We start from the raw sequence: 22,166 nt of genomic DNA, 5'->3' as shown, positions 1-22,166 counted from the left end.
TAGTTGTTATGGCTAACAGCTTTTTTAAACTACTTTAAGATGAAAACAAAAATTTTATTGTTACTCATTTTTCCTATTCTTTTGAGTTGTTCTTCTGACGATTCTGACGAATATCAAAATATTCCTATAGATTTTAAAATACCAAGTAATTTCCCTTTAGCCAACTATGACTTTGCAAATAATCCGTTGACGGAAAAAGGGTTTGAACTGGGTAAAAAATTATTCTATGATGGACGATTATCTTCTGATGGTATCATTTCTTGTGGCTTTTGTCATATTCAAGAAGATGCTTTCACCCACCACGGACATACTTTTAGCCACGGAGTTGGAGATGCCATCGGAACTAGAAATGCACCACCTATTCAAAATATGGTATTTCAAACTACTTTTATGTGGGACGGAGCAACCAATCATTTGGATTTGCAACCTATTATTCCTTTTACAAGTGAAATTGAAATGCACGGAAATTTTGAAAATGCAATAAACATGATGAAAAATGATGCCAATTATGTAAAGCTCTACAAACAAGTTTTTTCTAACGGTGTTATTAATTCAGAAAATATGCTGAAAGCTTTAGCTCAATTTCAAATTATGTTAGTTTCCTCTAATTCTAAATTTGATAAATATAGAAGAAATGAAGTAGGAGGTACTTTAACTACTGAGGAATTGGCAGGATACGCACTTTTTAATCAAAAATGTGCTTCCTGTCATGCTACAGATATATTTACCGACAATTCTTTTAGAAATAATGGTTTGCCAGTAAATCCTGCTATCAATGATGTTGGAAGGTTTCGTGTAACCGAATTACCTCAAGATTTGCATAAATTTAAAGTGCCTAGTTTGAGAAATATTGAAAAAACGGCTCCATACATGCACGATGGAAGATTTTTCACACTAGAAGCAGTGATGAATCATTATTCTTCTGGAATGGTAACTTCTGCAACGTTGGATGCTAGTTTAAATAATTCAGGTGTTTTAGGAATTCCTTTATCTGAAAGTGAAAAGAGTAAAATGATTGCTTTTTTAAAGACTTTAACTGATAATGAATTTTTAACAAATCAAAAATTCGCAGAATACTAATATGAAAAAATATATTTTACTACTAGTGGTATCCTTTCAAATAGGCTACGCAACACCAAAAGACACTATTCCAAATTTTACTAATTATCATAAATACTTTAATCATTTTGAAGAAAAAGAAGAGGATTGCGATGCTTGTGGATGTTCTGCAAGTGGCGGAAGTATGGGTTTTTCGTCCATGTTAAATTCTAATTTTATTGGAGTTCGATATTTTCATCAAAGCTATAAAAGCACTAATGGATTGTATAGTAATTCACCTTGGTATGATGAGAATTTTAATACGTTACAGATTTGGGCTAGAATTCCAATAGTTAAAAGAGTCCAGGTATCGGCTTTGGTTCCGTATCATTTTCATAGTCGAGAGACCGCTTTGGGAAATCAAAAGATTAATGGTTTAGGAGATGCAACCATTTTAGGGATGTATCAATTATATCAAACTCATAAAGACAGCACGATTTTTGTTCATACACTTCAAGTAGGAGGAGGATTAAAAATTCCGATTGGAAAATTTGATGCAGCTAACAATGGTAGTGTGAATCCGAGTTATCAAGTAGGGACAGGAGCTTGGGATTACCTTTTAGCAAGCGAGTATGTTATTAAAAAGAAGCAATTTGGAATAAATACAATGCTTAATTATGTCATAAAAACTGAAAACGAAAAAAATTACAGATTCGGAAATCAGTTTAATTATGCTTCAACATTATTTTGGGTATATCAAACCTCAAAATTTTCGGTAGTGCCTCTGTTGGGTATTGCCGGAGAAGTATTTGAAGATAATTTCCAACACAAACAAAAGGTTAGAAACACATCGGGCGACATTTTTATGGGGAAGATTGGTTTTGAAATCGGTAAAGACAAGTTTTCTTTAGGCGCAAATGCAATGCTTCCAATAAATCAAAATCTTACGGGTGGCAACGTGGTTGCCAATTATAGATGGAGTATTAATCTAAATTATAGTTTATAAAAAAGAGGTCGTAAAAACGACCTCTTTTTTATTTATTGAATCAACAACTAATATTGTGTTAATTTCAATAATAATTCTTTATTTGCTTTTAATTGGCTCATTTGATTAGGATTTAATCCTCCTAATATTTTTTTACCATACATTTCAAAAATTACTTTTTTCTCATCTTCTTCTTTAGCGTCTTTTAAAGCATCCATACGCATATACAATAATGTATTCATATCTTTCTTTAAACTTTCTTCCATAGTAACTGTTTTGGTCAAATTGGCAAAATCTTTAGAAATGCTTTCAGGAGTTATCGCTTGAGTTTTTACACTTTGAGCTTTAGCAGCTTCTTGTGCACTTGCATTAAAACTAAATGCTAAAAATAAAGATGCTATTACAATAATTTTTTTCATGATATTTTTTTAAGTGGGTTAATTAAGATGCTAATTTAATATTTTTTTTTACAAAATGGTTATAATTCTAAAAATTATGCTTTTAACTCCACAGTTTTGTTTTCGCCATTTACTAAAACTTTGATTAAAGCATGTTTGGCAAGTCCTTTCATAGCAGCATCCCATTTTTTTCCACTTAAAGCGGCACGCTCTTTTAATTGTGCAAGTGGTTGGTTATTTTCTGCTTTTAATAGACTTACTATTGCTTTTTCGTCCTCGGTTAATTCAACTTGTTTTTTCTCTGGTCGCATTTGCGGGAAGAAAAGTACTTCCTGAATAGAAGCGTTATTGGTTAAAAACATTATCAATCGATCCATTCCAATTCCTAAACCAGAAGTTGGCGGCATTCCATACTCTAAGGCTCTTAAGAAATCGTTATCAATAAATTGCGTTGCTTCATCATCACCACGTTCGGCTAATTTTAATTGCGATTCAAAACGTTCTCTTTGATCTATTGGGTCGTTCAATTCCGAATAGGCATTGGCAACTTCTTTACCACAAACCATTAATTCAAAACGCTCCGTCAATTCTGGATTGTCACGGTGTTCTTTACACAAAGGCGACATCTCTTTTGGATAATCGGTAATAAAAGTAGGTTGAATAAAATTCCCTTCGCATTTGGCACCAAAAATTTCATCAATTAATTTTCCTTTACCCATAGTAGCATCTACTTCAATTCCCATAGATCTTGCAGCTTCAAACAATTCCGCTTCCGTTTTTCCAGAAATATCAAAACCCGTAAAGTTTTTAATAGCATCGGTCATGGTTACTCTAGCATAAGGCGCTTTGAAACTTACTTTATGTTCGCCAAAAGTGGCATCAGTAGTCCCATTAACTTCCGTAGCGCAATAATCTAACAAGTTTTCGGTAAATTCCATCATCCAATTGTAGTCTTTGTAGGCTACATAAATTTCCATAGCGGTAAATTCTGGATTATGGGTACGGTCCATCCCTTCGTTTCTAAAGTTTTTAGAAAACTCAAAAACACCGTCAAATCCACCTACAATTAGTCGTTTTAGATACAATTCGTTGGCAATTCTCATGTACAACGGAATGTCCAAACTATTATGATGGGTAATAAATGGTCGTGCTGCTGCCCCACCCGCAATAGATTGTAATACGGGAGTTTCTACTTCCATATAACCTGCCGCGTTGAAATAATTTCGCATGGCCGTGAAAAGTTTCGTTCTTTTAATAAAAACTTCTTTCACTTGCGGATTCACAACTAAATCTACATATCGCATTCGGTAACGCAATTCGGCATCATTAAATGCGTCGTGCACATTTCCTTCTTCGTCTGTTTTTGGTAATGGCAATGGTCGTAATGTTTTACTTAAAAAAGTAAATCCATCCACACGAACACATTGCGCACCTACTTTGGTAGTGAACAGTTCCCCTTCAATACCTATAAAATCCCCTAAATCGGTTAGTTTTTTAAATACTTGGTTGTAGGTAGTCTTGTCGTCTTCTGGGCACATTACATCCCGATTAAGATACAACTGCATTCTACCTTCACTATCTTGCAATTCGGCAAAGCAAGCCTTACCTTGATCGCGAACACTCATTAATCTTCCAGCAAGAATAACCTTCTTTCCTTCTTCAAAGTTCTCCTTAACTTGCTTGGAAGTATGGTTTACTGGAAATAAATTGGCAGGGTAAGGGTTGATTCCTAGAGCACGTAAAGCCTCTAGTTTATCTCTTCTAATGATTTCTTGTTCTGAAAGTTGCATATAATAGTTTTTAAGCCTGCAAAGATAATAAAAGATTGGCGATTGCGTAATTTAGAATTCACATTTTTGTGGGAAACAATTCTGGGTAGGTTTTAAAATTTATTACAAAAAAAATGCCCCACTTACGAGAGGCATTTCAGTATAAAAAGTTTTGGAAAACTATTCCATTGCTTCCACTTTTGCTTTTACATCTTTTAAAGATCCTTCAAAAACTTGTGTAGTTGCTTTCCCTTTTTCAGTAGTGATTACAGTAGCTTTTGCTTTACCATTATCATTAGTAATAGTTACATTTACATTTTTGTCGCCTTTTTCAACACAACAAGATTTATCTGTACCTTCTTTTTGAGCAACAAATTTTCCGTTGGCATCATAATGTGACAAACACATTTCTTTTTGCTCTGGAGAACATTTAAGACTATCGCACATTGCTGCACATTGGTCTTTAGTCATTGTAGCACATTTGCTCATATCGCATTTACCCATATCTTCTTTACATTCAGAAGACATTTCGATAGTGCATTTCATTTCTTTTTTTACTGGAGCAGTACCGTTTCCTAATATTGGAGCGATTACTAAACCTATCAAACAAGTTAATTTGATTAAGATGTTCATCGATGGACCTGAAGTATCTTTAAATGGATCTCCAACAGTATCACCAGTTACAGCAGCTTTGTGAGCATCCGAACCTTTAAAAGTCATTTCTCCATTAATTTCAACACCTGCTTCGAAAGATTTTTTAGCATTATCCCAAGCTCCACCAGCGTTGTTTTGGAACACAGCCCAAAGTACTCCAGATACTGTAACTCCTGCCATATATCCACCTAACATTTCAGCGATTAACATGTTATTATCTCCGTAAACTAATTTACCTAAAAGTACAATTGCAATTGGAAAACCAATTGTCATTACTCCCGGCAACATCATTTCGCGTAAAGCAGCTTTAGTAGAAATATCAACACATTTAGCATATTCTGGTTTTCCAGTTCCTTCCATAATTCCTGGAATTTCTTTAAACTGACGACGTACTTCGTATACCATATCCATGGCAGCTTTTCCAACAGAATTCATTGCTAATGCAGAGAAAACTACAGGAATCATACCTCCAACAAATAACATTGCTAATACGGGAGCTTTGAAGATATTGATACCATCAATTCCTGTAAAAGTTACGTAAGCAGCAAATAATGCTAATGAAGTTAATGCAGCCGAAGCAATTGCAAAACCTTTACCTGTTGCAGCAGTTGTGTTACCAACGGAATCCAAAATGTCGGTACGGGTACGAACCTCTTTAGGTAATTCACTCATTTCAGCAATTCCACCTGCGTTATCTGAAATTGGTCCGAAAGCGTCGATTGCTAATTGCATTGCTGTGGTAGCCATCATTGCAGAAGCAGCTAAAGCCACACCATAGAAACCAGCAAAAGCATACGATGCCCAAATAGCACCTGCAAATAATAAAACAGTTGGGAAAGTTGAAATCATTCCAGTAGCTAAACCAGCGATTACGTTAGTTCCTGCACCTGTAGACGATTTTTGTACAATTGCCAAAACTGGTTTTGTACCTAAACCGGTATAATATTCAGTTACTGATGAAATAGTTGCTCCAACTACTAATCCTACGATTGTAGCATAGAAAACTCGCATTGAAGAAATATCTTTCAAACCTTCACCGAAGAAACTCATTTTCATTGTTTCTGGCAACATCAATTTCACTAAAACATAACAAGCAATTGCTGTTAATGCAATAGAAATCCAGTTTCCAATATTTAATGCTTTTTGCACTTGAGCTTCTTTAGCATTATCGTCTGAAATTTTCACAACCATTGTTCCTATAATAGAAAACAAGATTCCGAAACCAGCAATAGCCATAGGCAATAAAATTGGTCCAATTCCGCCAAAAGCATCTTTAATCATTCCGCCCATATCTTTAATCACATAGTTTCCAAGAACCATTGCAGCAAGAACGGTAGCAACATAAGAACCAAATAAATCGGCACCCATACCTGCAACATCCCCTACGTTATCTCCAACGTTATCTGCAATAGTAGCAGGGTTACGTGGATCATCTTCTGGAATTCCAGCTTCTACTTTACCTACTAAATCAGCACCTACATCGGCAGCTTTAGTATAAATACCTCCACCAACACGAGCAAACAATGCAATAGATTCTGCTCCAAGAGAGAATCCAGCAAGAGTTTCTAATACTTTAGTCATGTCTTCAGTAGAAGTCCAAACTCCACCCATAAAGAAATGGAAGAAGAAAATAAAGAAACCTGTAAGACCTAAAACTGCTAAACCAGCAACTCCAAGACCCATTACAGTACCACCACCAAAAGATACTTTTAATGCTTGCGGCAAACTAGTACGAGCCGCTTGTGTAGTACGTACGTTAGTTTTTGTAGCGATTTTCATCCCCATGTTTCCAGCTAAAGCCGAAAAGAAAGCTCCGAAAACAAATGCTATTACGATTAATATGTGTGTGGTAGGAACCAAAAAAGAAATTCCTGCTAAAACAATACTTGCTAAAACTACAAATATTGCCAATAATCGGTATTCTGCTTTAAGAAAAGCCAAGGCACCTTCGTAGATATAATCTGAAATTTCTTTCATTTTACCGTCACCGGCATCTTGTTTTAACACCCAAGATCTTTTGATAGCCATAAAAGCTAATCCAATTAAAGCCATTACTATTGGCACATAAATCATTAATGATTCCATATAATATTTATTAATTATTAAATAAATTGTGTGCAAATATAACAAAACATTAATAAATAAAAAAAGCAATATTCTTTTCAAAATATTGCTTTCTCATTTTTTGGTCTAAAATTTTATTTAATACTAAATAAACCCTCTGGTTTGTTTGGAATTTGTTCAAAACGTTCGGTGCATTCTATAATAATATCTTGTGCTTCTTTTAAGTCTCCCCAACCACCAACATCAACGATTTTATTTTCAAGATCTTTATAAACTTGGAAGAAATGTTCGATTTCTTTTAACAAATGGGGATTAATATCGGATAGATTTTCTAAGGAATTCCAAATTGGATCGGAAACTGGTACACAGATTATTTTTTCGTCTGGACCTTTATCATCTGCCATATGAAAAACTCCAATAGGTTTTACTTCCATTACACATCCTGGAAATGTTGGCTCGTTAATTAAAACCAAAACATCTAAAGGGTCACCATCAAGAGCTAATGTTTCTGGTATAAATCCGTAATCGGCTGGATACATCATCGAGGAGAATAACATTCTATCAAAACGCATTCGTTTTATTTCGAAATCGTATTCGTATTTATTTCTACTTCCTCTAGGAATTTCGATTAATACATCGAAAGATTTTAATTTTGCTGCGGTCATTGTGTTTTTCTTTGTTTGTACCTGCAAAATTAAGCTATCTGTAAGTTATTTTGCTGAAAAAACCACTTAGGAATTCCTAATAATTCGCACTAAAAAAAACCAATCTTGTTTTTTTATTGCTCTTTTTTTTAACAGATAATAATGAGGAAGAAAAAAGCGGCAAAAGTTAGGTTAGGTTATTACTTGTTGCATCGTTTTTTAGCCCAGATAGGAATGAAAAGCCCGGAACTATGAAAAGTAGTTTTTCTTGGCATAAAAAAGCGACCAAAGGAAGCTCTTTTTAGGCTATAGAAAAACACTTTTCATAGTGAGGACTTGTAATGGATAGCTGGAATAGCTTCCGATTACTTCGAAAGCTAGCAAGGACTAAAAATAAAATCCGAACTCTCCTTTGATAGTGAAGTTATTGGTTCCTGGCATATCTCTGTAATTTCCTCTAAAACTAGCGTCAATGCGGAATACTTTAAAAATATTCCCAATTCCAACACTGTATTCCCAATAAGGAGTTGTTGGTGCATTATAGTTTAAACCGGAAGCATTAAGTAGCTTGTTTTCGTTAGAAATAGCACCATAAACGGTTCTTGCACCTATGATTTCTCTCCAATTTAGTTTTTTCATAATTGGAATTCTAGAGAACAATCGGCCTTGAAAGTTGTGCTCCCATTGTAAAGTGGCGTATCTATCGGATACAAATTCGTAGAAATTTAAGTTACTGAAGGTATTTCCGATAACAAAATAGGTTTGATTTCCTGGAATTACGCTCATCAATCCTAATGGTACTTGCCCAAAAGTTTTTCCTAGTTCCATAGTTAAATTTGTTCTTCCCAAAGGACCAATTAAAATTGGCTGTTTGTAATACAATTGAAGTCGGCTGTAATCAAAATCACTTTTCAACAATCCTTTAAATCCTTGGCTGTAATTTACAAAAAATCTACTGTAGGGATTATCTACTACAGATCGTTCTACTCCATAACCTGATGTCTTTTTATTGGGCGTATATTCTACTTGAAGATTTACTTCGGATTGTTTTACCAAACTTTTAGTATTGGTATACGTGTCATCGGCATAATAATCTAAGCTAAAGGTTGGCGACGCCGATTCTAGGGTTCTATATGAAAAACCTGTTTGAAAAATTAAATTTTTGACTGGTTCAATTTCTATGGAAGCTGAAGTTAAATTAATATTAGTTAATTTGCCATTACTTCCAGAACTAAATACACTAGAGGACGCAAAACTTCTACCTAAAACATCGTTAGTAGTGGTTAAACTAGCTCCAATTTGTTCCACATCTCTTCGGTTTCCGCCGGAAATGATAATTCGATTTTTAGTATCGATCATCCATTTTCCAGACAATCCATATTTGAATTTATTATCTTGAAATCCGTAAGCGGTATATCCTTGTAAACGCCATTTATCGTTATGACCAAAATAGGTTCTTCCTCCTACCCGTAAACGCCAACCTTCCACGACATTATATCCGAATGTAGAAAAAATTGGGCCATAATCAAAGTTGTGGTAATTGATATATCCGCTACCTAAAACTGTAACAAAATTATACATTTGTTTGAACTTCTTAATCGTTTTAAGTGTGTCCAACATTTTATAAACTCCTACCTCATCTTTATTTAGTTTTTCAAAACGGTGTTTTTCCCAATAGTCATTGTCTTTTGTAAAAACTGCATTATCAATAAAGTTTACTTCTTCTTTATAAAATTTGTCGGGTTTGGCTTCGTTAAATTTATGATTTCTAAACAAAGTAGTTCGTTTTCCATAAACTCCTTTGGATTCTTCTTTTTTATTAAAAGCAAAATCGGACATCATATAATCACGTGTCAACAGAAAAACCGAATCGTTTTGCACATCAAATTCTTGTTCAATATAAATGTCTTTTACCCAGTTAATATTAGCGCTTTTGGAAACTGCCATGTTGATAGTTTTGATTGCAAAAGTGGAATCGTTTACCCAAAAATCGCCTTTAAAAGTAAGTTCGTTTTTTCTTCTCGGATAAAAATCAATATTATAACACCATTTATTATCTACAAATGCGCTATCGCGAAGCACATAATTATAGACATCAATTCCGGTTGTAGATAATGGACTCGTAAAACTTTTATCAAAAAAAGTTAAGTGATTATTATAAATATTGTAGTCGTTATATAAATCTTTCATGAACGTATTGACGCCTTCCCCATTACTCAATCCCGAATTTTTATTGGCTTTAAGAATTTCTTTTTCTTTATTAATTTTATTATCCCCATATACGTCATACAAGGATTCATTAATAAAAATAGGCAAATAGGTTTTTCCAGTAACCTTAGAAGTATCCATTTTATTGAAAACAAATTCCATTCCTTTAAAGATTTTGCTTTTCATAAAAGCACTGTCAATGGTATTTAAATCAAATTCTATTTTTTCGTATTTTTCGTATTGGTATTGGTTAAAAATACGCAAACCATTTTTTCTTTTTCTCTCCCAAATTTTTCTAAGAATTGCTAATGCTGGATTATTTTTTTTAGATGTTTTACCTTTAAATATAACCACTTCCTGCAGCTCTATTTCGCCTTCTAAAACAATTTTCATATTGTAGTTTACGGCTTTTGCTAGAGAAACGTCTTTGGTCGTGTAGCCAACAAATGCAATTGCAATTGCAGTATAGGTTTTAGAAGATTCCAAATAAAATTTTCCGTTTTCATCACTAACGGTTCCTTCATTAGATCCTTTAAAAACAATATTGGCATACGAAATGGGTTGGTTTTTTTTATCCACCACCACTCCGCCTACTTTGGTTTGCGCAGAAATGATAGATGTACAACTTAAAACAAATAAAAAAGGGAAAACTAATTTTTTCAACATGCTTAATAAATCTTAAATTTAAAAAAAAAGCTTCATCGAGGTTTCTCCGATGAAGCTTCAAATATAATAGATAATTATTATTTGTACATAACTTTTTTGACAGCTTTAACAACATCGGATGCATTTGGCAACCATTCCTTCAATAAAGTTGGAGAATAAGGCGCTGGTGTATCGGCAGTGGTGATTCTTTGCACCGGCGCATCTAGAAAGTCGAATGCTTTGTCTTGGACCATGTATGCAATTTCAGAAGCTACACTTGCAAAAGGCCAAGCTTCTTCAAGGACTACTAAGCGATTTGTTTTTTTAACCGAATTGATAATTGCATCATAATCTAATGGACGAACGGTTCTTAAATCGATAATTTCACAAGAAATTCCTTCTTTAGCTAATTCGTCAGCAGCAATATGCGCTTCTTTAATAATTTTACCAAAAGAAACAATCGTTACATCGGTACCTGCTCTTTTAATATCGGCAACTCCAAGCGGAATAATATAATCTCCTTCTGGAACTTCTCCTTTATCGCCATACATTTGTTCGGATTCCATGAAAATAACTGGATCGTTATCACGAATAGCCGCTTTCAACAAACCTTTAGCATCATAAACTGTTGATGGAACAACTACTTTAAGACCAGGTGTGTTAGCAAACCAGTTTTCAAATGCTTGCGAGTGGGTAGCTCCCAATTGTCCTGCAGAAGCAGTTGGCCCACGAAAAACCATTGGCATTGGAAATTGTCCGGCCGACATTTGACGCATTTTAGCAGCATTGTTTATAATTTGATCAATACCCACTAACGAGAAATTGAATGTCATGTATTCTACTATAGGACGACAACCATTCATTGCAGATCCTACTGCAATTCCGGCAAAACCTAATTCTGCAATTGGAGTATCAATAACACGTTTTGGCCCGAATTCGTCCAGCATACCTTTAGATGCTTTGTAGGCACCATTGTATTCGGCAACTTCCTCGCCCATTAAATATACTGATTCATCGCGACGCATTTCTTCACTCATTGCCTCACAAATTGCTTCTCTAAATTGTATCGTTCTCATATATAAATTTTTCTTTAAATCAAATTTGGATAGCAAAAGTAAAAATTAAAAATGATAAAAAAACATATTAAACTTAAATAATATCATTGTTCTACAGTACTTCTAAATTTTATAAAATTCATTTCTATTCGTTTGGCCTAAACCGACATCAGCGAAATCGATGTAATACAGAACTTTTTTTAAAGTATATTATGCACGCATATAAAAATTAGAAATATATTTTATACTTTTACAGTCAGAAAAAACTTTTTAAAAAAATATAGAATGAAAATATTAGTTTGCATCAGCCACGTGCCCGATACTACTTCCAAAATCAACTTTGTAAATGGCGATTCCGAGTTTGATACTAATGGGGTTCAGTATGTAATTAATCCAAATGACGAATTTGGTTTAACTAGAGCAATTTGGTTTCAAGAACAACAAGGCGCAACCGTTACCGTGGTAAATGTTGGTGGTGCCGATACCGAACCTACTTTAAGAAAAGCTTTAGCCATTGGTGCTAATGAAGCAATCCGAGTAAACGCAGTTCCAACCGATGGTTTTTTTGTTGCCAAACAACTAGCCGAAGTTATCAAAACAGGTGCTTACGATTTAGTTATTTGCGGTAAAGAATCCCTAGATTACAATGGCGGAATGGTTCCCGGAATGTTAGCCGGTTTATTGAACTACAACTTTGTAAATTCCTGCACAGAAATTACTGTTGAAGGAACTTCTGCAAAAGCAGCACGTGAAATTGATGGTGGAAAAGAAATTATTTCTGCTAGTTTGCCATTAATTATTGGTGGACAAAAAGGTTTAGTAGAAGAAAAAGATCTTCGTATTCCTAACATGCGTGGTATCATGACTGCCCGAACCAAAGTACTAACAGTTTTAGAACCCGTTGCTGCCAACAACCAAACTAAAATTGTAAAATTTGAAAAACCCGCTGCTAAATCGGCAGTGAAATTGGTTGCCGCAGACAATCTAGACGAATTAATCCAATTATTACATAACGAAGCGAAGGTTATTTAAATTTAGTATTCAGTGCTCAGTTTTTAGTGTTCAGTTGTAAAACTCAAAACAAAAACAGTGTTCAGTATTCAGTTTTTAGTGTTCCGTTTCTACTAAACCTATAAACTTATAAACTTATAAACTCAACTTATAAACTCAACAAATATGTCATTATTAATATACGCAGAATCTGCAGACGGAAAATTCAAAAAAGTTGCTTTTGAATTGGCTTCTTACGCAAAAAAAGTTGCCGAATCTCTTGGCACTACAGTTACAGCAGTAACCGTGAACATTGCAAACATTTCCGAATTATCCAATTACGGAGTAGATAAAGTTTTGAAAGTGTCTAACGATAAATTAGCGAATTTCAATGCCAAAGCCTACGCCGACATCCTAAAACAAGCCGCTCAAAAAGAAGGATCGAAAGTTATTGTACTTTCTTCCACTACAGACAGTTTATACCTTGCACCCCTTGTGGCTGTAGGTTTAGACGCTGGTTTCGCACCCAATGTGGTAGGATTGCCTATCACAACTGCACCATTTCAAGTAAAAAGAACCGCTTTCTCAAACAAAGCATTCAACGTTACCGAAATTGCTACCGACGTTAAAGTACTTTCTATCGGGAAAAATTCTTTCGGATTAGTTGAAAACGCTTCTTCAGCAACCGAAGAAGATTTTGCTCCAACACTTAACGATGCTGATTTTTCTGTAAAAGTAGAATCCGTTGAAAAATCTTCTGGAAAAGTTACCATTGCCGATGCCGACACCGTAGTTTCTGGCGGACGCGGATTGAAAGGCCCAGAAAATTGGGGAATGCTAGAAGAATTAGCTTCCGTTCTTGGTGCAGCAACCGCTTGTTCCAAACCCGTTTCCGATCTAGGATGGCGTCCTCACAGTGAGCACGTTGGCCAAACCGGAAAACCAGTAGCAACCAATTTATACATTGCCGTTGGGATCTCGGGAGCCATCCAGCACATAGCAGGAATCAACTCTTCTAAAATTAAATTAGTCATCAATACCGATCCCGAAGCGCCTTTCTTTAAAGTTGCCGATTACGGAATTGTAGGCGATGCCTTCGATATTGTGCCTCGTTTGACGCAAAAACTAAAAGAATTTAAAGCACAGAATTCTTAAAACAAACCACTTTTAATTAACAGACTAAAACCGCCACAGATTCACAGATTCACAATGATTAAAATCTGTGAATCTGTGGCAAAAAAACAGTTTTTAAAGACTTAAGCGAGATGCACTGAAAGTGCATGGTTTTAACTCTTTTTTGAGACTAATAAAATAAATTCTATTTCAAAAAGCCGTCAAAATTATTTTTAGACGGCTTTTTTTTTGTATATTAGAGTTATTAAAAGCGAAACTTTTTGTTTATTTGCAATGGCCATTCCCGCTTTACGCAGTATCTTTATTGTTTTAAAGAAAAACAATAAAGGATACCTGCTGCAATCGGGGCTAAGCGGTAAACTGTGTTCTATACAGTTTCGATTTTCAGAAAAACTATTTTGCAAACAGATAATAACAAATTAACGATTAAAGAATAACTATTTTTGACCCGAGGCTTTGCTCAAAACGACAAAGCATTTTAGAATCAAAAATCTAATATCTAAAATCAGCAATCTAAAATCTAAATGAGTTTAGTAAAACTAACAATTAAAGGAATATCCTACAGTCAAACCCAAAATGGAGCTTATGCACTAATTTTGAACGAGGTAGATGGCGACCGAAAATTACCCATAGTAATTGGTGCTTTTGAAGCGCAATCAATTGCTATCGCTTTAGAAAAAGAAATAAAACCACCACGTCCGTTAACCCACGATTTATTCAAAAGTTTTGCCGACCGATTTGACATCGTTATCAAACAAGTCATTATCCACAAACTAGTTGATGGTGTTTTCTATTCGAGTATCATTTGCGAAAGAGACAAAATCGAAGAGATTATTGATGCCCGGACCTCCGATGCTATCGCATTAGCACTCCGATTTCACGCTCCAATATTCACTTACAAAAACATACTAGACAAAGCAGGAATCTTCTTGAATGCAGCTCCAACCGAATTGGAAGGACACAATCCAGAGGATGACGGAGTTCTTTCTCCACCAGAAACTTTCGGAATGGAAAGTGAAGAAAAAAAATCAGGCTATGCTAAGTTCAGTCTTATCGAATTGCACGAACTTTTAGAAACTGCCGTTCAAGACGAAGATTACGAAAAAGCAGTCCGCATTAGAGACGAAATATCCAAACGGGAATCGTAGGATAGTGGTCAGTAATCAGTTTTTTTAGTATGCAGTAAAAACCCACAACCTACAACCTTCTAAACTTACAACTTTGAAACAATACCACGACTTAGTAAAACACGTTTTAGAAAACGGAACCCAAAAAGGCGACCGAACAGGAACCGGAACCAAAAGTGTATTTGGATACCAAATGCGTTTTGATTTAAGCGAAGGTTTCCCAATGGTGACTACCAAAAAGTTGCATCTAAAATCGATAATATACGAATTGCTTTGGTTTTTAAAAGGCGATACCAACATAACCTATTTAAAAGAAAATGGCGTAAACATTTGGAATGAATGGGCCAATGAAAATGGCGATTTAGGACCCGTTTATGGGCACCAATGGCGCAATTGGAATAGCGAAGAAATAGACCAAATCACCGAGTTGATTGACACCCTAAAAACCAATCCCAACAGCCGACGCATGTTGGTTTCTGCTTGGAATCCATCGGTTTTACCAGATACTACTAAATCCTTTGCCGAAAATATTGCCAATGGCAAAGTAGCCTTACCGCCTTGTCATGCCTTTTTTCAATTTTATGTTTCCGAAGCAAAATTATCGTGCCAATTGTACCAACGAAGCGCCGATATTTTCTTGGGAGTGCCTTTTAACATTGCTTCCTATGCCCTACTGACCATGATGATTGCACAAGTTTGCAATTTGGAAGCAGGAGAATTTATTCACACCTTTGGCGATGCACACATTTACAACAACCATTTCGAACAACTAGAATTGCAACTCTCCCGCGATATAAAAACCCTTCCTAAAATGATTTTAAATCCGAATGTAAAAAACATTTTAGATTTTACTTTTGAAGATTTCACTTTAGAAGGTTACGACCCACATCCGCATATTAAAGGTGCGGTTGCAGTTTAATATTCTTAGTTTATGAAGCAACTTCTACTATTCGCATTACTTTTTTCAAAATTACTTTTTGCTCAAGAAAGTAACGATAAAATCATTTACTTAGATTCGGTTTGGAAAGAAACCACAAAAGATAATTACAACTATTATCGTGTAATTAAAGAATATAATCTAGAAAAAGAAGAATATGATTTTGAAGATTATTACAAATCTGGCAAAATTCAGATGAAAGGAAAATCAGAAACTAAAGATTATTTAAAAGAAACAGGAACGGTTACTTATTATTTTGAAAACGGGACAACCAAAAAAACGGTTTCTTACGAGAAAGGAAAAGCAACCGGAAAGTATTCTGAATGGTATGAAAATGGTCAAAAATATATAGAAGGCGAATTTATTCTTAATGAAAAAAAACCAACCTCAGAACCTACCATTCAAAACTATTGGGATAAAAATAACAATCAAAAAGTAATTGATGGCAATGGTGACTTTGAAGAAATTATCACCCAAGGCACTGCTTCTGGTAAAATCAAAAACGGTTTTAAAGACGGAATTTGGATTGGGCAAAATAAAATATCCGCAACTACTTTCATAGAAAATTATGAGAATGGAAAATTAAAAAATGGCACAAGCAAAGATAAATTAAATATGGAATACCCATATAACGAAGTCTTTTCGCAACCAAAACCAAGAAAAGGGTTGGACCATTTTTACAAATACATTGCGAAAAATTTCAACATCCCAAAGAATGCTAGCAATATAAACGGAAGAATATTGCTGGGATTTGTTATTAATAAAGATGGCTCTATTACCGATTTAAAAATAATAAAAAGCATCAATACCGAATTTGACGAAGAAGCCAAACGATTAATAAGTGCCTACCCCGACTGGAGTCCTGGTGAATTTAGAGGATTAAAAGTGCGGACTTCTTATAATATTCCATTAAAATTTGAAATTCCTTCGGAATAAAAAATCCGCTTGACAACAAATTGCCAAACGGATTTTTAACAAACAAACTAAAACCTTATACTTCTAAAACACTTTTTTAGCAATTTCTTTTTTACAATACTACCAAAAGCACTTTGTTAATTACTTTTTATCAGACTTAACTATTTCATTTATAGATTACTGAAGCAAAGAAAAGCAAATAAACATTAGGTTTTACAAGGGCTGTACAGTTTTGCCAAATTATTAAAATGGCACCCTTTAAAAAATTGTATTCCCAAATTATTGAAATAATTTTATCAAATAAAATTAAGAAAACGTTTTCTTAATACATTTTGCCTATAATTTTATTTGGATATTAATCCGTAAATTCGTATCTTTAAATTCAAATTTTTCTAATTATGGACACCGACCAACACGAAATCTATGAATATGCCCGAAAAAGAATTAAACAAAAAAAAGGTCTTTACTTTCATTTTGTCTTATTTATCTTGGGCAGCATCTTTTTATTTATTGCCAATAAATGGATTGGCATAAGCGAACCAAATAATTGGTATATTTGGGCCATCACTTCCTGGCTGTTTGTGTTTATTTTGCATTTTATTAAAGTTTTCATCACGGATAGCTTCATGAATAAAAATTGGGAACGCGAACAAATCAACAGATTAATGATGACCCAAGAAAAAAAAATCGAGCAGCTTAAAAACGAAGTGGAAAACCAAAAACCTACAGAATGATAACTCTTATTGCTGCTGCAGCCGAAAATAATGCCCTTGGAAAAGACAACCAATTGCTTTGGCATCTACCCGACGATTTTAAACGATTCAAGCAAATTACTTCTGGACATTATATCATCATGGGTAGAAAAACTTTTGAAAGTTTTCCGAAACCATTACCCAACCGCACCCACGTTATTATTACGCGTCAAAAAGACTACTTAGCAGAAGGTTGTATTGTAGTGAATTCTCTAGAAGAAGCAATTGCCATTTCTCCAAAAAACGAAGAGGTATTTGTTATTGGTGGTGCCGAAATTTACACGCAATCTATTTCTATTGCAGATAAAATAGAACTCACTCGCGTGCATACTAGCCTAGAAGCGGATGCTTATTTTCCTACATTCGATGTAAACCATTGGGAATTAGTTTTTGAAGAACACCATTACAAAGACGAAAGACATAATTATGATTATACTTTTGAAACGTATTTAAAAAAATAGTAATCGGTTTTTTCTGCAAGGTTTTTTGGAACCTTGTAGGTATTAAATTCTTAAACTTCCCAATCTACTAGGTTTTTGAAATCTTATAATTAATATCCAAGATCTACAAGGTTTTTGAAACCTTGCAGGTCTTAAAAACCACCAAACTTAATTTAGGATTTGTTTATTGGGATTTCAATTTTTATTATTTGTACTTTTACGCGATAAAAATTATTAGCAAAAATGTCTAAAAACGTCACTCCCTATAAAGATTCTACTTTAGGAAAAAAAGAACAAGTAACCCAAATGTTTGATGCCATTTCTGGAAATTACGATGGTTTAAACCGTGTAATCTCTTTTGGAATAGACGTAAAATGGCGCAAGAAAGTGCTGCAATTAGTTGCAGACAAAAACCCAGAAACTATTTTAGACATTGCTACCGGAACTGGTGATTTGGCAATTTTAATGGCAAAAACCAATGCGAAAAACATTATTGGTTTGGACATTTCGGCTGGGATGCTAGAGGTTGGAATAAAGAAAATTGCCGACAAAAAATTAGACCATATTATTGACATGGTGATTGGCGACAGCGAAAACATGCCTTTTCCAGACAATCATTTTGATGCCATTACGGTTTCTTTTGGGATTCGAAATTTTGAAACGTTAGATAAAGGACTTGCTGAAATACTACGAGTATTGAAACCTAACGGGATTTTCGTGATTTTAGAAACTTCGGTTCCTGAGAAAACACCATTTAAACAAGGCTATCGTTTTTATACTAAAAATATTTTACCTATCATTGGAAAACTTTTCTCAAAAGACAATGTAGCCTATGGTTATTTATCCGAATCGGCATCTGTTTTTCCATATGGAGAAAAGTTAAACAATATTTTACGAAAAATTGGGTTTATAGAGGTAGTAGCAATGCCGCAAACTTTTGGAGTGGCAACTATCTATTCGGCAACCAAAAAATAATACCCACTAATCGTTACGATTAGAAATGCAGCATTTATGAAGAAACTATTTTATTTATTAATACTCCTTTTAAGCCTGTCTAATCAGGCGCAAACCACAGGTTTATTTTCAAAAAATCCAATAATAAATTTGGAAAACTTTGATAAACAACGCGTTTATTTTGGTTATTTCCTTGGATTTAATACCTACGATTTTAAGGTTGATTACCTAAATACACCAAGTAAAGACATTGCGGTAACTAGTACTACGGGTTTTAATGTGGGTGTTGTAGCCGATCTTCGATTACAAGAATATATCAATTTGCGATTTGAACCAGGCTTGTATTATGCCCAACGGAACTTAACTTATAGTGGGTTCACTAGACAAATTGATGCAGAGAGAGAAATTAGATCTACTTTCATAGATTTTCCGTTATTATTGAAATTTTCTTCTAAACGCGTTGGAAACGTGCGCCCTTATTTGGTAGGTGGAATATCCGCAACCTTAAATTTAGCAAGCAATTCTAAATCTGTTGATGATAATTACCAACAAAAATTCCGTTTAAAACCATGGACACAAAATTACGAACTTGGTTTTGGAGTAGATTTATATTTAGAATATTTCAAATTTTCACCATCCATAAGAGGTGTTTTTGGATTAAATGACGAATTAATTCGCGATAATAATCCAGATAGCCCTTGGACAGGGAATATTGCAGCCATGAAATCTAGAGGGGTTTTTGTAAACTTTACCTTCCACTAAGAAGAAGCCCTTTTAAACTCACTCAAAAATATTGCAGTTGCAGTAGCCACATTCAAACTTTCGGTTTGTTGTAAAGCACCAAAACGAGGAATTGCCAATCTATTGGAAACTAGTTTTTCTATAGTTTCAGAAATTCCGTTGGCTTCATTTCCTAAAACTAAAATCCCTTCTTGTGGAAGTTTTTCTTGATACAGATTCTTACCATCCATAAAAGTTCCAAAAACAGGAATAGTTGTATTTTCAAGTTGTTTTTCTAAATCCAAATACGAAACAGCGACACGAGCAATGGAGCCCATAGTTGCCTGCACCACTTTCGGATTATAACTATCTACCGTTTGCTCGTTACACCATAGTTGCTCTACGCCAAACCAATCGCACAACCGAATAATAGTACCCAAATTTCCAGGATCGCGAATGCTATCCAAAGCAACAATCAATCCTTTTGGAATTGGGGCTTTGGTTTCGGGAATTTTAAACAATGCCAAGCAATTATTTGGAGTTGCCAAACAAGACATTTTCTTTAATTCTGCCTCAGTAATTAGTGTTTTCTGAGAACTAGTTACGGCATCCAAAATGGGCTCAGAAACAAATAAATGTTCCAAAACAAAGTTGGAATCGAGTAGTTCTTGAATAACTTTCACACCTTCGGCAAGGAATAATTTATGAATCACTCTAAATTTTTTTTGCTGTAAACTAGTAATTAGCTTAATTTGGTTTTTACTAACCATAAAAAAATGTACTTTTGAATTAAATTTGCAACTCTTGAAAAATCACCTTACAAAAATATCATTATTTATTTTAACGGCACTTATAATTGTTGCATGTAATACAACAAGTAGAGTTCCAGATGGGAAACGCTTGTTAATGAAAAATGAAATTTCTATTGATGCAAAAGCCATTAAAGATGAAGATGTGTTTTTTCAATTGTATCAAAAGCCCAATAGCGCTATACTTGGCTACCGTTTACGATTGAATTTATTTAATTTAGCAAAACGAAATGCAGATACTTCTTATACAAAATGGCTGAAAAGAAAACCTAATCGAGAAGCAAATCTGGTAAAATTACTTTCGAAAAAACAAGTAGATCGCCTTGGAAAATCGTTTATAGTTTCGGGATGGAGTAATTTTTTGATTAAAACTGGGGAAGCTCCGGTGTTGTTTGACTCCATTAGTACACAAAAATCCTTGAGAAGGTTAGAGTCTTATTATTACAACAAAGGCTATTTTGACGTAAAAGCAAATTTCACAAAAGATACTTCGGCAATTAAAAAAACCAATGTTAAATATAACATTGCACTTAATAAAGCATATATTATTGATAGCATCCGAACTTCCATTGCAACTCCAGCATTAGATTCTTTATATAAAATTAAAATTGCAAATTCTTTTGTCAAAAAAAATAATCAATATACTACGGCGAATCTAGACGAAGAGCGCAATCGAATCACTAGCGAATTCCGTAATAATGGCGCCTATCTTTTTCAGCAAAATTATATTTCCTATTCGCTAGACACAATTAATACCAAGAAAAAAGTAAATGTAAAACTGATTGTAAAAGATTATTCTTACAGAGAAAATGACTCTTCTAAAACAGCCCCTTTTAATTTATACAAAATTAGTAAAGTTTCCATTTTTACCGATCGTGCAGCCAATAAAGCGGCAGCACCAATTAAAGATAGCTTACAATACAAAGATTTTATTTTGTACAGTGAAAACAAATTAAAATACCGCCCGAAAGCAATAACTGATGCTGTTTTCATTACTAAAGGAAGTCTTTTTTCAGATAACAACACTGTTCTAACCACCAAATATTTAAGTAATCTTAAGGTTTTTAATTATCCAACTATTGAATATAAAATTGACCCTAAAGACAACAAATCCTTATTGGCAAATATTTATTTAAAACCTCGGGATAAATTCAGTTTTGGATATTCTGCAGACTTCATTCATTCTAATATTCAAGATTTCGGGATTTCAGGAAACACTTCTTTAGGAATTCGAAATGTGTTTAATGGAGCCGAGACTTTTCAAATTGGATTTAGAGGAAACGTTGGCGCATCAAAGGATTTAGCCAATCCTAACAACAACTTCTTTAATATTTCAGAAATTGGTGTAGATGCTAAATTAAGTTTTCCTAGGATATTTTTCCCTTTCAATACGAATAAAATCATCCCAAAAAGTATGATCCCATCTACTACATATAGTGTAGGTTATGCAAAACAACGAAATATTGGTTTGGACAAACAAAATTTTACTAGCTCTTTTTCTTACAATTGGACACCTAGAAAAAACACTTCGTTTCGTTTGGATCTTTTTAATGTACAATACGTGAAAAATGTAAATGTGGGAAACTATTTTAATATTTACCAATCGTCTTATAACGCTCTTGATGCTATTGCAAATAACTACAGTAGCACGGTTAGCCCTAATTACTTTTCTACCGACACCCATCAATTAGTAATTGAAAGCGGCACCATTGGTTTTACAAATGATGCCCTTGCAAGTCCGTCTTCCCTTCCTATAACCGAAAACGACTTAAAAACAATTCGAAGTATTGAAGAACGAAGAAAAAGATTAACCGAAAACAATTTAATTTTTGCAACAAGCATCAGTTTTTCTAAAACTACCAAAAAAGATTTATATGATAATTCTTTTCATGCTTACAAAACAAAGTTTGAATCAGCAGGCAATTTTC

At 34.2% G+C, this 22,166-nt stretch carries 19 protein-coding genes; 12 read left to right on the top strand and 7 right to left on the bottom strand.

What is annotated here, in order from left to right; genetic code table 11:
- Nucleotides 1–39: 39 nt before the first annotated feature.
- Both ACIQ2J_RS02000 and ACIQ2J_RS01995 read left to right on the top strand, forming a co-directional pair.
- Nucleotides 40–1,080, top strand: coding sequence for a cytochrome-c peroxidase (locus tag ACIQ2J_RS02000; RefSeq protein WP_396166069.1), 1,041 nt, complete (start codon nt 40–42; stop codon nt 1,078–1,080).
- 1 nt (nt 1,081) lies between these two features.
- A complete protein-coding gene (locus tag ACIQ2J_RS01995) occupies nt 1,082–2,044 on the top strand; it encodes a transporter (protein WP_396166067.1) in 963 nt (320 codons plus the stop codon).
- Nucleotides 2,045–2,091: 47 nt separating this feature from the next.
- Here ACIQ2J_RS01995 and ACIQ2J_RS01990 read toward each other — a convergent pair whose 3' ends face one another.
- The 6 genes from ACIQ2J_RS01990 to ACIQ2J_RS01965 form a co-directional block, all read right to left on the bottom strand.
- A complete protein-coding gene (locus tag ACIQ2J_RS01990) occupies nt 2,092–2,442 on the bottom strand; it encodes a hypothetical protein (protein ID WP_396166065.1) in 351 nt (116 codons plus the stop codon).
- A gap of 74 nt (nt 2,443–2,516) precedes the next feature.
- Nucleotides 2,517–4,211, bottom strand: coding sequence for a lysine--tRNA ligase (gene lysS, locus ACIQ2J_RS01985; protein ID WP_396166063.1), 1,695 nt, complete (start codon nt 4,209–4,211; stop codon nt 2,517–2,519).
- Nucleotides 4,212–4,370: 159 nt separating this feature from the next.
- Nucleotides 4,371–6,929, bottom strand: coding sequence for a sodium-translocating pyrophosphatase (locus ACIQ2J_RS01980; RefSeq protein ID WP_396166061.1), 2,559 nt, complete (start codon nt 6,927–6,929; stop codon nt 4,371–4,373).
- A 113-nt stretch (nt 6,930–7,042) separates the two neighbouring features.
- The gene (locus tag ACIQ2J_RS01975) at nt 7,043–7,573 is read right to left on the bottom strand and encodes an inorganic diphosphatase (RefSeq protein ID WP_396166058.1); all 531 of its coding nucleotides are present in this window, start codon (nt 7,571–7,573) and stop codon (nt 7,043–7,045) included.
- A gap of 366 nt (nt 7,574–7,939) precedes the next feature.
- Nucleotides 7,940–10,426 carry a DUF5686 family protein gene (locus ACIQ2J_RS01970; protein WP_396166056.1) on the bottom strand — a complete coding sequence of 829 codons (2,487 nt, stop codon included), beginning with the start codon at nt 10,424–10,426 and terminating at the stop codon, nt 7,940–7,942.
- 77 nt (nt 10,427–10,503) lie between these two features.
- Nucleotides 10,504–11,517 carry a pyruvate dehydrogenase complex E1 component subunit beta gene (locus ACIQ2J_RS01965; protein ID WP_396166054.1) on the bottom strand — a complete coding sequence of 338 codons (1,014 nt, stop codon included), beginning with the start codon at nt 11,515–11,517 and terminating at the stop codon, nt 10,504–10,506.
- A gap of 228 nt (nt 11,518–11,745) precedes the next feature.
- Between ACIQ2J_RS01965 and ACIQ2J_RS01960 the strand changes: the two genes are divergently transcribed.
- The 9 genes from ACIQ2J_RS01960 (at nt 11,746) to ACIQ2J_RS01920 (ending at nt 19,471) form a co-directional block, all read left to right on the top strand.
- A complete protein-coding gene (locus ACIQ2J_RS01960; protein ID WP_396166052.1) occupies nt 11,746–12,492 on the top strand; it encodes an electron transfer flavoprotein subunit beta/FixA family protein in 747 nt (248 codons plus the stop codon).
- A gap of 144 nt (nt 12,493–12,636) precedes the next feature.
- Entirely contained in the window at nt 12,637–13,605 is a 969-nt protein-coding gene (locus tag ACIQ2J_RS01955) for an electron transfer flavoprotein subunit alpha/FixB family protein (protein WP_396166050.1), read from the top strand.
- A 503-nt stretch (nt 13,606–14,108) separates the two neighbouring features.
- On the top strand, nt 14,109–14,732 hold the full coding sequence (locus tag ACIQ2J_RS01950) for a bifunctional nuclease domain-containing protein (RefSeq protein WP_396166048.1): 624 nt from the start codon (nt 14,109–14,111) through the stop codon (nt 14,730–14,732).
- 73 nt (nt 14,733–14,805) lie between these two features.
- A complete protein-coding gene (locus ACIQ2J_RS01945; RefSeq protein ID WP_396166046.1) occupies nt 14,806–15,630 on the top strand; it encodes a thymidylate synthase in 825 nt (274 codons plus the stop codon).
- Nucleotides 15,631–15,642: 12 nt separating this feature from the next.
- Nucleotides 15,643–16,584, top strand: a complete 942-nt coding sequence (locus tag ACIQ2J_RS01940) for a TonB family protein (RefSeq protein ID WP_396166044.1) — start codon at nt 15,643–15,645, stop codon at nt 16,582–16,584.
- Between the two features lie 377 nt (nt 16,585–16,961).
- Nucleotides 16,962–17,297, top strand: a complete 336-nt coding sequence (locus tag ACIQ2J_RS01935; RefSeq protein ID WP_396166042.1) for a 2TM domain-containing protein — start codon at nt 16,962–16,964, stop codon at nt 17,295–17,297.
- On the top strand, nt 17,294–17,776 hold the full coding sequence (locus tag ACIQ2J_RS01930) for a dihydrofolate reductase (protein WP_396166040.1): 483 nt from the start codon (nt 17,294–17,296) through the stop codon (nt 17,774–17,776). The genes ACIQ2J_RS01935 and ACIQ2J_RS01930 overlap by 4 nt, the downstream gene beginning before the upstream one ends.
- 222 nt (nt 17,777–17,998) lie before the next feature.
- Nucleotides 17,999–18,730, top strand: coding sequence for a bifunctional demethylmenaquinone methyltransferase/2-methoxy-6-polyprenyl-1,4-benzoquinol methylase UbiE (gene ubiE / locus ACIQ2J_RS01925; RefSeq protein ID WP_396166038.1), 732 nt, complete (start codon nt 17,999–18,001; stop codon nt 18,728–18,730).
- A gap of 36 nt (nt 18,731–18,766) precedes the next feature.
- Entirely contained in the window at nt 18,767–19,471 is a 705-nt protein-coding gene (locus ACIQ2J_RS01920) for a porin family protein (protein WP_396166036.1), read from the top strand.
- Here ACIQ2J_RS01920 and ACIQ2J_RS01915 read toward each other — a convergent pair.
- Nucleotides 19,468–20,199, bottom strand: coding sequence for a TrmH family RNA methyltransferase (locus ACIQ2J_RS01915; RefSeq protein WP_396166035.1), 732 nt, complete (start codon nt 20,197–20,199; stop codon nt 19,468–19,470). The two genes, ACIQ2J_RS01920 and ACIQ2J_RS01915, sit on opposite strands and share 4 nt — an antisense overlap.
- 34 nt (nt 20,200–20,233) lie before the next feature.
- Here ACIQ2J_RS01915 and ACIQ2J_RS01910 point away from each other — a divergent pair.
- Nucleotides 20,234–22,166 (top strand): outer membrane protein assembly factor (locus tag ACIQ2J_RS01910; protein ID WP_396166033.1); only part of this gene is annotated, 1,933 nt, incomplete at its 3' end.

Source organism: Flavobacterium sp., from assembly GCF_044357305.1.
GTDB lineage: Bacteria > Bacteroidota > Bacteroidia > Flavobacteriales > Flavobacteriaceae > Flavobacterium.
This window is presented reverse-complemented; position numbering and strand designations above follow the sequence as displayed.